Origin of the sequence: Sphingomonas parapaucimobilis NBRC 15100, assembly GCF_000787715.1 — a bacterium.
GTDB lineage: Bacteria > Pseudomonadota > Alphaproteobacteria > Sphingomonadales > Sphingomonadaceae > Sphingomonas > Sphingomonas parapaucimobilis.
Map to the genome: position 1 here is coordinate 16,843 of NZ_BBPI01000032.1, position 11,053 is coordinate 27,895.

Sequence of the window (11,053 nt, forward strand, 5' to 3'; positions counted from 1 at the left end):
ATGGCCTTTATTCCCGACGCCCCGTTCAGCCTGAGCGAAGTCGAAGGCCACGCGATGCCCTCGCCACAGGGATGCGGGGCCAGGTTTTCCCTTGGCCTTCGACTTCGCTCAGCCTGAACGGAGGGGGAGGGAGGCGGTTACTGCCGCTCCAGCATCAGCGCCGCCGTGGCCTTGGCGCTGCCGACCACGCCCGGAATGCCCGCGCCCGGATGGGTGCCCGCGCCGACGAAATACAGGTTGGGGATCGAATCGTCGCGGTTGTGGACCCGGAAATAGGCGCTCTGCGTCAGGATCGGCTCCAAGGAGAAGGCCGAACCCATATGCGCGTTCAGGTCGGTCGCGAAATCGGCCGGGGCGTAATGGAACTTGGTCACGATCCGCTCATGGATGTCCGGGATCAGGCGGCGGCCCACCTCGTCGAGGATGCGCTTTTCCAGGATCGGCCCGACCTCGTCCCAGTTCATCGGGAACTTGCCCATGTGCGGCACCGGGGCCAGCGCGTAGAAGGTCGAATGCCCCTCGGGCGCAAGACTCGGGTCGGTGACGGTCGGGTGGTGGAGGTAGAGCGAGAAGTCCTCCGACAGCACGCCGGTATCGTAGATATCGGTCAGCAGGCCCTTATAGCGCGGACCGAACAGGATCATGTGGTGCGGGATGCCCGGCCAGGCGCCCTTGATGCCGAAATGGACGACGAACAGCGACGGCGAATAGCGCTTGCGCTCCAGCCGGTTGACCGCCCGCCGCGCCGAGCGGTTGTCGGACAGCAGGTCGCGATAGCTGTGCATGATATCGGCATTGGTCGCGACGGCATCGGCCTGGATGGTCAGGCCGCTCTTGGTCACCACGCCGGTCGCGCGGTCGCCCAAAGTCTCGATCCGCGTGACGGGATCGCCCAGCCGGATCACGCCGCCGATCCGCTCGAACTGCGCGACCATGCCCGCCACCAGGCGATTGGTGCCGCCGCGCGCGAACCAGACGCCGCCGTCCCGCTCCAGCTTGTGGATCAGCGCATAGATGGCGCTGGTCGTCATCGGATTGCCGCCGACGAGAAGCGTGTGGAAGGACAAGGCCTCGCGCAGCTTCTCCGACTTCACGAACTTCGACACCATGGCATAGACCGAATTCCATGCCTGGTACTTCGCCAGCGCGGGCGCGGCCTTGATCATCGAGGCGAAGTCGAGAAACGCGACATGGCCGAGCTTCTCATAGCCTTCGCGGTACACCCCCTCGGCATAGTCCAGGAACTTGCCATAGCCCGCGATATCGTCGGGGTTCAGCTTGGCGATTTCCGAACGCAGCTGGGTGTCGTCGTTGCTGTAATCGAAATTGGTGCCGTCGACCCAGTTGAGCCGATAGAAAGGATGGACCGGATCGAGCGTCACATCCTCCGACATCGACCGGCCGGTCAGCGCCCATAGCTCCTCCAGACAGGCCGGATCGGTGATAACCGTCGGCCCGGCGTCGAAGGTGAAGCCGTCACGCTCCCAATAATAGGCGCGCCCGCCCGGCTTGTCGCGCGCCTCGACGATCGTCGTCTGCACACCCGCCGATTGCAGGCGGATGGCCAGCGCCAACCCGCCAAAGCCCGATCCGATGACGATCGCGCTCTTCATGCCCGGCCCCCCGACTTATCTCTCAGGGCGGCGATCGCGCGCAGGATCGGCACCGGCGGCCGTCCGGTCAAAACTCGTGCCTTATCGGCCATGGTCGATTGCCCCGCATAGAATCGCCCGATCAGGTCGGGCGGAAGTCGATAGAAACGCTCGAGAACGCGGTATCGCTCATCCGGCTCCGCGGCCTTGAACAACATCGTGTCGAGCATACGGTAAAAGCCGCGCGCGTCCCAGGCGTCGCGCGCCATGCGATAGGTCGCGTCGTGCAGGTCGGCGCCTGCAAAGTCGCGCCGATCGGCCAGCATCGCGGCCATTCGGATCGCATCGGGCAGCGAATAGCCGGTGGTCGGATGGAACAGCCCGGCGCGCATCCCGGCCTTGGGCGTCCTGGCCCCGCCGCTGCGCCAGTAACCGTCGAAATCGCCGCCCATCGCGACCGGCAGCACGCCCGCCTCCTCGCGCACCACCTCGGCCCCCACCCAGTCGCGGCTGTCGGCATAGCGTTCGATCCGCTGGACGATGGCGCGACGGTTCAGCTCGGCGGAGGTGGAGTAATAGGTATCCTCGACGAAGATCCGGTCCTCGGCGAAGGGCAGGGTATAGACGAAGCGATAGCCGTCCAGCTGCTTGACGGTGGCGTCCATCACCACCGGCCGCTCGACCCCGTGCGGGCGGGCGAGCTTCAGTTCCTGCCCGACGAACTTCTGCCAGCCGCAGGACAGCGACGACAGGTCGCCCGCGCCCCGCGCGTCGATCACGCCCGTCGCCTCCACCCGGTCGCCATCGGCGAAGACGGCGGCGGTGGCCGACACCGCCAGCACCTTGCGCCCCAGGATCAGCGCTTTCGGCGGCAACGCCCGGCGCACTTCGGTGTCGAGGCGGTGGCTCTCGATCGAATAATAGGTCTGGTCGATGGTGCGCGAATGCGCCGGAAAGGCGACGTCATAGCTGCGCCAGCCATGGGCGACGAGCCGCTCGACGATCCAGCGGTCGCGATTGGCGACATCGCTGCCGAAAAAAGACCAGAGATGGTTGCCGCCGATCGTCTCGCCCGCATCGACCAGCCGGACGTCGAGCGAGGGATGGCGGGCTTTCAACGCCAGCGCGATCAACCCGCCAGCCAGGCCAGCGCCAATGATCGCGACATCGCAGGAGATTTTGGCAGCCATTGGCCCACCGCTACCGGAAAGCGGGGCCGAGGCAAAGGGTCGGTGCCATTACAGAAGGACGGCGGTGTCGGGCGCGTCGCCGGTCGCGAAGCCGCTGGTGATCTTCCATGCCGCCAGATCAACGATCGCGATCCGGTCATTCTCCAGCGCCGCGTACAGGATCGAGTCTCCGGCGGGCAGGTTCAGCCCCGGCGCGGCGGCGGGCAGGGGCAGCCGTGCTTCCTCGGCCAGGGTGGCGGGCGAATGGCGGGTCAGGCTCTTGTCGGCGGTGTTCGACACGATCAACCGGCCGTCCGGCTGCACGACCACCCGCACCGCCTCACCGCGCAGGGTGGTGCGCGCGCGCGGCCGCAGCGTCACCGCATCGAGCGCGTGGAGCACGCCCGCCGGGCGGTCGATGACATAGAGCGTCCGTTCGTCGGGGCTGAGCGCCAGGCCCTCGGGCGCCTTGCCGATATGCTGTTTGACCGGTGCGAAGCTGGCATCGTCGGGGTTCACCATGATGACCATGCCGCTCATCGTGTCGGCGACATAGGCGCGGCTGCCATCGGCCTTCACCACGAAATAATGGCTGCGCGCGCCGCCGACCGGGATCATCCGGTCGGGGCTGTCGGCGGTGGCGGGCGTGTCGAAACGGGCGAGCAGGCTGTCGGTCTCGGACAGGGCATAGAGGCGACCCTTCGCATCCATCCGCATCCCGTGCCAGCGGCGGTGCGGGGCCAGGTCGATGGTGCGCGCGAGCTTGCGCGCCGCCAGATCGATCACCCAGAGCTGATGCCCGCCCTCGCCGCCGAACTGCCAGCCCTTGACGCCATAGCCGCCGACATAGGCGAAGCGGCCGTCCGCATCGGCGACCATCTCGTGCGGCTGGGTGCCCAGCGGCACCTGACCCAGCCGTTCGCCGTCGGGCACGCGGTAGAAGGCGACGCCGCCCGTGCCCTTTTCGACCACGGCCAACACGTCGCGCGATGGTGCTGCGGCCTGCGCCCGGCGTGCCCAGGCGAGGGGAAGGGCGGAGGCCACGCCCAGGGCGGCCAGGCTCCACAGGCCCTGACGGCGATCGATCAGCGGCATGGGGCGACTCCTGAACAACGGGGGATGACAGCCAGACGTGGCGCGCGGCCGTATGTTCCGCCGCATGGCGGAGCCGATGCGAAACTGATGCGTCTTTTCCGGCAAAGAGAGTCCGCCACCAGTTGCGGTGAAACGGCCGTTTGAATAGGTGAACCGCATGATCCGCCCAATCAATGAAAGCGTCGCCGTCGCTCCCCAGATCCGGCCCGAGGACGTCGCCGCGATCAAGGCGGCGGGCTATGCCGCCATCGTCAACAACCGTCCCGACGGCGAGGAACCCGGCCAGCCGACCGGCGATTCGATTCGCGCCGCGGCCGAGGACCAGGGCCTGGCCTATACCGCCATTCCCGTGACGCCCGGCGGGTTCAGCCACGAGATGGTCGACCAGATGACCCAGGCGCTGGTCGAAGCCAAGGGGCCGGTGCTGGCCTATTGCCGGTCGGGCACGCGCAGCTGCAATCTATGGGCGCTGGCGGCGGCCAAGGCCGGGCGCAACCCGACCCTGATCGTGATGCAGGCCGAAGGGGCGGGTTACGACCTGTCGGGCCTGCGTCCGACGCTGGACGCGCTGGCAGGCAACGCCGGATGATCCTGCCGCTCGTCGGCACGGTGACGACCGGGGCGCTGGCCGGGCTGGGCCTCGGCGTGGCGCTGGGCGGGGCGGGGATCGCCTGGCTCTGCACCCGCCGCCGCGATCGCCGGATCGGCTCGCCTGAGGATGTCGCGGCGGCGGCCGAGGCGGCGCTGGCGGGCTTCACCGTGGCGGGCGCCGTGGTCGGTGCCGATGGCCAGGGCGCGCTGGTGGTGGCGACCGACGGCCGGGTCGCGGCGCTCAAGCTGCAGGGGCGCCGGATCGGGGTGCGCGAAATCCCATGGACGCGGGTGCGATCGGGGGCCGAGGGCATCGTCGCGGAGGTCGAGGGGCGTTTCGGGCCGGTGATGCTGGCCGGGGTGAATGTGCTCGACATCCGGCGGCTGGCCCCGCGTTGAGGGTGGGAATGCCCCTCCACCATCCTTCGGATGGTCCCGCTCCCCATCGGAGATGGGGAGGAATGGTCGTGCAAAATCCTCCCCAAGCTCGCTTGGGGAGGGGGACCGCCCGGCGCAGCCGGGTGGTGGAGGGGCATTGCCCGGCATGATCGACTGGACCTTCCTCGCCCTCGCCGCCGCCGGGGGTTTTGTCGGGGGCGCGATGAATGCGCTGGCGGGCGGCGGCAGCTTCTCGACCATGCCGACGCTGATCGCGCTGGGCCTGCCCTCGACCATCGCCAACGCCACTTCCAACGTCGCGCTCCAGCCCGCCGCGATGGCCAGCGTCTGGGCCTATCGCCACGGGCTGGAGCCGGTGATGGGCGTGTCGATGCGGCGGATGGCGGTGCTGACCTTCGTATTCGCGCTGCTCGGCAGCGTCCTGTTGTTCCTGACGCCGCCGCGCGCCTTCGACCTGATCGTGCCGTGGCTGCTGCTGACCGCGACGATCGCGATCGCGGGCGGACGCCATGCCTCGGAATGGCTGGCACGGATCGCCAAGCCGGGTCCGCGCGCGCTGATGGGGGCGCAGGCGGTGCTGGGCGTGTATGGCGGCTATTTCGGCGGCGGCATCGGCATGATGCTCACCGCCGCCTGGGGTTTGCTCTCTGGGCGCAACCCGGCGCAGCTGGCCGCGCCGCGCACCCTGATGCTGGCCACCGCCAATGCGGCGGCGACGCTGGTCTTCGTGGCGACGGGCATGGTCGCCTGGGCGCAGTGTCTGCCGATGCTGGCGGGCGGCATCGTCGGGGGATGGAGCGGCGCGCTGATCGGGCGCAGGCTGCCCGCCGGGCTCATCCGGGGCTGGACGCTCCTCCTGACGACGGTGACGACGGCGGTGTTCTTCTATCGCGGCTATGCCTGACGGGGGATGGCCATCGGGGGCAGCGCCGCCGCTTCCCATTCCGCCGCCAGTGCCCGGATCGCAAATTCCTCGTTACGCAGCCATGCCGTCACCTCGGTGCGCAGCTGGGCGACGCCGCGCCGGTATCCGTCCCAGTCGGTGATGATCTCCTCGATCGGCCAGGCTGAAACGAACCCGGATATGCGCTGGCGATAGGCGGGCATGGTCGCCTGCACCGCCAGCCAGGCGGCACCGCCGGGCGTGTGCGCCAAGCGTTCGGCAATGGGGTTCGCGGTGCGCATCAGCCAGTTCGCCCGCTGGCGGCTGGCGTTGGAAAGCAGCCAGCGATTGCGGCTTAGCGCGATGGTATCGGGCTTGGGCGCGTTACACAGGATGCGGTGTTCGCTGACGACGCGCGCCAGCGCGTCGCGCATTTCGAGCCATTCGGGCAACATGGGGAGTGCTTTCGATATAGTCGCGATCGCATTCGACAGGTTGCCCTCCATCGGCCCCACCCCGGCGATGTCCCGTGCGATCCAGAAATTTCATGGGCAGGACAGGCCCCCCGGCCCTTCCTGCATGGTCCTGTTATCGGATCATCAAATGCCTCCTGATCGGGGGCATTCTGTCATATTAATATAAATCAAACTTTAACATGTCGTACGGGGTGCCGGCCGGGCCGGGATGCCGCCACTCCGGCCCGGCGGAGGATCACATCGCGCCGTCGCAGGCGCCGAGACGGCGGCCCTCGGTATGGACCTTTTGCGACATCGGATGCGCGCCGGTCATCTCCATCTCCTGATCGGTGGTGAAGCTGGTCGCGGTGAAGCTGCCCTTGGTCTTGCTGTGCATGGTCATGTCGCCGGGCATCTTGCAGGTCAGTTCGCTCTCGACCTTGCCGCCCTCGAAGGTCGAGCTTTTGACGGTGCAGTCCGACTGCGCCTGCTTCAGCAGTTCGGCGGGACCCTTGGCGGCCTGTTCGGCGGTCAGGCAGATGCTGTTGGTCTGGGCGGGCGGAGTCGAACTGACGCCCTTGGGCATGTTGGCCATCTTCAGGTCGCTGACCTGGGTCTTCACCTCCCATTTGCCGGGTTCCAGCTTGGCGACGGCGGAGCCCGATCCGGTCTGGGTTTCCGTCACTTCGCCGGTCGCGGCGTTGCTGGTCACGGTGGTCGATCCGGTCTTCTGGTCGCAGGCGGCGAGCGGCAGGGTGCCGATCAGGATCAGCGGGACGAACAATTTCATGACAAACCCTCCTGTGGTGACGGGCGGATATCGGCCATGGCCGTTCCGCCTGTGTCGTACCAACACATGGAAGGGTTTCGAGTTTCCGCGGGGTTTCGCGCGGTCAGCGTGGCGAGGCCAGCGCCGCCGGGCCTCCATCGTCGATCGCAAGGGGCGGAAGGCCGCCCGGCTGCCATTCGACGTCGGCCATCAGCAGGCGCAGATGGCGTTCCTCCGCGAACAACCGCTTGTCGGCGTCGCGGCGATAGGCGTCGGCGGCGCGGGCATAGCCGCGTGGATCGGCCGCGACCGCTTCCATCGACCAGCGGGCGATGAAGGACGACAGGATCTGTCCATAGGCCGGCGTCTCGTTGCGCAGCGTCAACAGCCCGGCCGCGGCCCTTAGCCGGGCATGGCTCTCGGCAAAGGGAAAGGCCGTCTCGACCAGAAAGGTCAGGCGCTTGCGGCTGGCATGGGCGATCTGCCACCGGACATGGCGCAGGGCCTGGTAATCGATCTGCGCGGCGTCGCACAGGTTGCGGTGGTCATCCAGCAAGCGGGTCAGCGCGGCGTGATGATCCCGAAGCTGGGTCAGCATGATGGGCCTTCTCAAAACATCGGCCCGTCTATGACGCCTGGGGGGTTACAAAGCCGTAACCGATGGCAGGAATCCTCCGCACCCCCCGTTTCGGCGGCCGGATCAGGCGTCGGGGCGCCGCATCTCGAAACGGGCGGCCTCCGTCACCTCGAAATAATCGACCGGCCCGCCGCCGCGCAGGATCGGGCGCGCGCGCGCGGTCTGGTAGATGCCGTTCTCGATCAGGTCGGCGGCAATATGGATACCCACCGCCTCGCCGATGACCAGCCACTGGTCGAGTTCGTGGCCCTCCTTGGTCTCCAGTCGGATCAGCTGGGTCAGGCGGCATTCGAACGAGACCGGGCTCTCCGTCACGCGCGGCGCGGCGACCAGCCGCCCGTCCTCGGCCGTCACGCCCGCCAGGCCGAATTCGTCCACCTCGGCGGGCACGGTCGCCGCGCTGGCGTTCATCGCCTGGGCCAGCGTCATGGTGGCGAGGTTCCAGGTGAACACCTTGGTCTCGGCGATATTGGCGACCGAATCCTTCCACCCCTGCGACGAAAAGCCGATCAGCGGCGGACGGTAGTTGAAGACGTTGAAAAAGCTGTAAGGTGCCAGATTGTTGACGCCCGCGCCCGACCGGCTGCCGATCCAGCCGATCGGTCGCGGCGCGACGATCGCGTTCAAGGGATCATGCGCCAGCCCATGACCGTTGACGGGTTCGTAGAAATGCCAGTTGTCGATCATGAATGGTCACCGAAAGGGAGTGTGGATGGAAGCCGGAACGCCGACCGAGCCGGAAAGAGCCGCCGACAGACCCGGCACGATCATCCGTCGCCACGGATGGGTGACGCGCATCTGGCACTGGGTCAATGCGGTCGCGGTCCTGATCCTGCTGGGATCGGGGCTGGGCATTTCCAACGCGCATCCCCGGCTCTACTGGGGGCGCTACGGCGCGAATTTCGATCACGCCTGGGCGAGCCTGCCGCATTTTCCCGCCTGGCTGACCATTCCGGCGCGCTACAATCTGGCGATCTCGCGGCGCTGGCATCTGTTCTTCGCGCTGGTGCTGGGATTCGGACTGCTCGCCTATATGATCGGCGGGCTCGTCACGCGGCATTTCCAGCGCGACCTGCGCATCCGGGGGCGCGAGCTGCGACCCGGCGCTGTCTGGGCGGATTTCCGGCGGCATCTGGCCTTCCGGTTCCACGACAAACGCGATCCCAGGGCCTACAACCTGTTCCAGAAGCTGAGCTATGCGGGCGTGCTGTTCGTCGCGCTGCCGCTCGCCATCCTGACCGGCATTGCGCTGTCGCCCGGCATGAACGCGGCCTGGCCCTGGGTGCTGGACCTGCTGGGCGGGCGGCAATCGGCACGATCGATCCACTTCATCACGGCCAGCGCACTGGCGCTGTTCCTGATCGTCCATCTGGTCCTGGTCATTCTGGCCGGGCCGCTCAACGAGCTGCGGTCGATGATTACCGGCCGCTGGAGGATTCCCGAATGACCGCCAGAGTGATTGGGCGTCGTACCATCCTGACCGGCGGCGCCGGGCTGCTCCTTGCGGGCTGCGACCAGATCATCCAGCAACCCACCGCACGGAAAATCCTGTTCGCGGGCGAGGATATGCAAAAGGGGCTGCAACGCGCGCTGATGGACCGGGGTGCGTTGGCCCCCGAATATCGCCGCGACCAGATGTCGCCGATCTTCCGCACCAACGGCACCCGCAATCCCGGCACGCCCGAATATGCCGCGCTGGCCGCCAACCGGTTCGAGGACTGGCGGCTGACGGTCGGCGGGCTGGTGGCCAAGCCACTGTCGCTGTCGCTGCGCCAGATCGGCGAATTCCCCGCGCGCCGCCAGATCACCCGCCACGATTGCGTGGAGGGGTGGAGCGCGATCGGCGAATGGATGGGGCCGATGCTGGGCAATATCCTGAAGGCCGCCGATATCAGCACCCGCGCGCGCTACATCGTCTTCACCTGTGCCGACCTGTACGGGGGCCAGCCCTATTATGAATCGATCGACCTGATCGATGCCTTCCACCCCCAGACGATCCTGGCCTGGGGCATGAACGGGCGGATGCTCGACATCGGCCACGGTGCGCCCTTGCGCCTGCGCGTCGAGCGACAGCTGGGGTACAAGCATGCCAAATATCTGATGCGGATCGATGCGGTGGCCAGCCTGGCTAACATAGGTTTGGGCAAGGGCGGATACTGGGAAGATCATGTCGATTATGACTGGTACGCCGGAATTTAAGACACTAGGGCGTGCCATATGGCGCTGATCGATCTGTTTCTGTCGCGCGCGGTCCGCAAGGGCCGCCTGACCCTCACCCATCATGACGGAAAGGTACGCGAATTCGGCTCGTCCGAGCCCGGTTATCCTGACGTCGCGATTCGCTTTACCGATTCGCGTGTTGCCGGGCAGATCGTCCGCAACCCGGCGCTGGCGGCGGGCGAAAGCTTCATGGACGGCCGTCTGGTCGTCGAGAAGGGCGATGTTCGCGACCTCGTCGAGTTGCTGACCGCCAACGACAAATGGGAAGCGGGCCGGGCGAACCTGAACCCCTCGCGGCTGGTCCGGGCGGCGGGCGCGATCAAGCACCGCATCGACCGGATCAACATGGAGCGGCGCTCGAAGAAGAACGTCGCCCATCATTACGACCTGTCGGGCACGCTGTACGAACTCTTCCTCGACACCGACAAGCAATATAGCTGCGCCTATTTCACCGATCCGCAGAACGACCTGGAACGCGCGCAACGCGACAAGAAGGCGCATATCGCCGCGAAGCTGGCGATCGAGCCGGGGATGCGTGTGCTCGACATCGGTTGCGGCTGGGGCGGCATGGCGCTGTACCTGCACCAGAAATGCGGCGCGGAAGTGCTGGGCGTCACCCTGTCCGAGGAACAGCTGAAGGTCGCGCGCGCGCGGGCCGAGGCGCTGGGCGTGTCGGACAAGGTGAAGTTCGAGCTGATCGACTATCGCCGCGTGCGCCCTGAGGATTTCGGGGGCCAGTTCGACCGCATCGTCTCGGTCGGCATGTTCGAGCATGTCGGCCCGCCGCAATATCGCACCTTCTTCCGCAAGTGCCGTGACCTGCTGACTGAGGACGGCGTGATGCTGCTCCACACGATCGGGCGGCTGAACGGGCCGGGCGTCACCGACGACTGGACGACCAAATACATCTTCCCCGGCGGCTACAACCCCGCTTTGTCCGAGATCGTTCGCGCGCAGGAAGGGCTGCGCATGTTCCTGACCGATGTCGAGGTGCTGCGTTGCCATTATGGCTGGACGCTGGACATCTGGTACGACCGCACCGTGGCGGCGAAGGACCGCATCGTCGAGCTGTATGACGAGCGCTTCTATCGCATGTGGCTGTTCTACCTGGCGGGCGCGGGCGCGGCGTTCCGCAATGGTGGCTTGTGCAACTATCAGGTGCAGCTGACGCGCGGACGGCTCTCGGTGCCGGTGACGCGGGATTACATGTTCGAGGGCGAACGCGCGCTCAGGGATTGAGCAT

Annotated in this window: 13 protein-coding genes; 6 read left to right on the forward strand and 7 right to left on the reverse strand. The window is 67.0% G+C overall.

Features of this window, described 5'->3' with window-relative positions; all coding sequences use genetic code 11:
• Positions 1-137: 137 nt before the first annotated feature.
• Genes SP5_RS05455 through SP5_RS05465 form a run of 3 tightly spaced genes read right to left on the reverse strand, consistent with a single transcriptional unit; the run spans position 138 to position 3,856 of the window.
• Positions 138-1,613: a phytoene desaturase gene (locus tag SP5_RS05455; protein WP_042485255.1), complete on the reverse strand. Its 1,476-nt coding sequence runs from the start codon at positions 1,611-1,613 to the stop codon at positions 138-140.
• Positions 1,610-2,782, reverse strand: coding sequence for a lycopene beta-cyclase CrtY (crtY, locus tag SP5_RS05460; protein WP_042485258.1), 1,173 nt, complete (start codon positions 2,780-2,782; stop codon positions 1,610-1,612). The genes SP5_RS05455 and crtY overlap by 4 nt, the downstream gene beginning before the upstream one ends.
• Positions 2,783-2,830: 48 nt before the next feature.
• Complete coding sequence (locus SP5_RS05465) at positions 2,831-3,856, reverse strand: YncE family protein (protein ID WP_157013592.1); 1,026 nt, start codon at positions 3,854-3,856, stop codon at positions 2,831-2,833.
• A gap of 157 nt (positions 3,857-4,013) precedes the next feature.
• On the opposite strand from SP5_RS05465, the gene SP5_RS05470 reads away from it, so the two are divergent.
• The 3 genes from SP5_RS05470 to SP5_RS05480 all read left to right on the forward strand — a co-directional run bounded on the left by SP5_RS05470 (position 4,014) and on the right by SP5_RS05480 (position 5,750).
• The gene (locus tag SP5_RS05470) at positions 4,014-4,445 is read left to right on the forward strand and encodes a protein tyrosine phosphatase family protein (RefSeq protein ID WP_042485259.1); all 432 of its coding nucleotides are present in this window, start codon (positions 4,014-4,016) and stop codon (positions 4,443-4,445) included.
• Positions 4,442-4,846, forward strand: coding sequence for a hypothetical protein (locus SP5_RS05475; protein WP_052811419.1), 405 nt, complete (start codon positions 4,442-4,444; stop codon positions 4,844-4,846). Before SP5_RS05470 ends, SP5_RS05475 begins: the two co-directional genes overlap by 4 nt.
• 145 nt (positions 4,847-4,991) lie before the next feature.
• Positions 4,992-5,750, forward strand: a complete 759-nt coding sequence (locus SP5_RS05480; protein WP_042485262.1) for a sulfite exporter TauE/SafE family protein — start codon at positions 4,992-4,994, stop codon at positions 5,748-5,750.
• On the opposite strand, the gene SP5_RS05485 is transcribed toward SP5_RS05480, so the two are convergent.
• The 4 genes from SP5_RS05485 to SP5_RS05500 form a co-directional block, all read right to left on the reverse strand.
• Entirely contained in the window at positions 5,741-6,184 is a 444-nt protein-coding gene (locus SP5_RS05485; protein WP_157013593.1) for a hypothetical protein, read from the reverse strand. The two genes, SP5_RS05480 and SP5_RS05485, sit on opposite strands and share 10 nt — an antisense overlap.
• A 256-nt stretch (positions 6,185-6,440) precedes the next feature.
• The gene (locus SP5_RS05490; RefSeq protein ID WP_042485267.1) at positions 6,441-6,974 is read right to left on the reverse strand and encodes a DUF3617 domain-containing protein; all 534 of its coding nucleotides are present in this window, start codon (positions 6,972-6,974) and stop codon (positions 6,441-6,443) included.
• A 103-nt stretch (positions 6,975-7,077) separates the two neighbouring features.
• Entirely contained in the window at positions 7,078-7,551 is a 474-nt protein-coding gene (locus SP5_RS05495) for a hypothetical protein (RefSeq protein WP_042485269.1), read from the reverse strand.
• Between the two features lie 102 nt (positions 7,552-7,653).
• On the reverse strand, positions 7,654-8,277 hold the full coding sequence (locus SP5_RS05500) for a flavin reductase family protein (protein ID WP_042485272.1): 624 nt from the start codon (positions 8,275-8,277) through the stop codon (positions 7,654-7,656).
• Positions 8,278-8,302: 25 nt separating this feature from the next.
• Here SP5_RS05500 and SP5_RS05505 point away from each other — a divergent pair, with 25 nt between their 5' ends.
• The 3 genes from SP5_RS05505 to SP5_RS05515 are packed head-to-tail and all read left to right on the forward strand — an operon-like array spanning position 8,303 to position 11,049.
• Positions 8,303-9,037, forward strand: coding sequence for a cytochrome b/b6 domain-containing protein (locus tag SP5_RS05505; RefSeq protein WP_042485276.1), 735 nt, complete (start codon positions 8,303-8,305; stop codon positions 9,035-9,037).
• A complete protein-coding gene (locus SP5_RS05510) occupies positions 9,034-9,789 on the forward strand; it encodes a molybdopterin-dependent oxidoreductase (RefSeq protein WP_042485279.1) in 756 nt (251 codons plus the stop codon). Before SP5_RS05505 ends, SP5_RS05510 begins: the two co-directional genes overlap by 4 nt.
• Before the next feature lie 18 nt (positions 9,790-9,807).
• Positions 9,808-11,049, forward strand: coding sequence for an SAM-dependent methyltransferase (locus tag SP5_RS05515; protein WP_042485282.1), 1,242 nt, complete (start codon positions 9,808-9,810; stop codon positions 11,047-11,049).
• Positions 11,050-11,053: the final 4 nt, after the last annotated feature.

What these genes read in the sequence shown, in the direction of transcription:
- SP5_RS05515 (WP_042485282.1), top strand. Translation starts at nt 9,808, where the DNA reads ATGGCGCTGATCGATCTGTTTCTGTCGCGCGCGGTCCGCAAGGGCCGC.
- SP5_RS05465 (WP_157013592.1), bottom strand. Translation starts at nt 3,856, where the DNA reads ATGCCGCTGATCGATCGCCGTCAGGGCCTGTGGAGCCTGGCCGCCCTG.
- SP5_RS05470 (WP_042485259.1), top strand. Translation starts at nt 4,014, where the DNA reads ATGATCCGCCCAATCAATGAAAGCGTCGCCGTCGCTCCCCAGATCCGG.
- SP5_RS05455 (WP_042485255.1), bottom strand. Translation starts at nt 1,613, where the DNA reads ATGAAGAGCGCGATCGTCATCGGATCGGGCTTTGGCGGGTTGGCGCTG.
- SP5_RS05500 (WP_042485272.1), bottom strand. Translation starts at nt 8,277, where the DNA reads ATGATCGACAACTGGCATTTCTACGAACCCGTCAACGGTCATGGGCTG.
- SP5_RS05480 (WP_042485262.1), top strand. Translation starts at nt 4,992, where the DNA reads ATGATCGACTGGACCTTCCTCGCCCTCGCCGCCGCCGGGGGTTTTGTC.
- SP5_RS05495 (WP_042485269.1), bottom strand. Translation starts at nt 7,551, where the DNA reads ATGCTGACCCAGCTTCGGGATCATCACGCCGCGCTGACCCGCTTGCTG.
- SP5_RS05485 (WP_157013593.1), bottom strand. Translation starts at nt 6,184, where the DNA reads ATGTTGCCCGAATGGCTCGAAATGCGCGACGCGCTGGCGCGCGTCGTC.
- SP5_RS05475 (WP_052811419.1), top strand. Translation starts at nt 4,442, where the DNA reads ATGATCCTGCCGCTCGTCGGCACGGTGACGACCGGGGCGCTGGCCGGG.
- SP5_RS05505 (WP_042485276.1), top strand. Translation starts at nt 8,303, where the DNA reads ATGGAAGCCGGAACGCCGACCGAGCCGGAAAGAGCCGCCGACAGACCC.
- SP5_RS05510 (WP_042485279.1), top strand. Translation starts at nt 9,034, where the DNA reads ATGACCGCCAGAGTGATTGGGCGTCGTACCATCCTGACCGGCGGCGCC.
- SP5_RS05490 (WP_042485267.1), bottom strand. Translation starts at nt 6,974, where the DNA reads ATGAAATTGTTCGTCCCGCTGATCCTGATCGGCACCCTGCCGCTCGCC.
- crtY (WP_042485258.1), bottom strand. Translation starts at nt 2,782, where the DNA reads ATGGCTGCCAAAATCTCCTGCGATGTCGCGATCATTGGCGCTGGCCTG.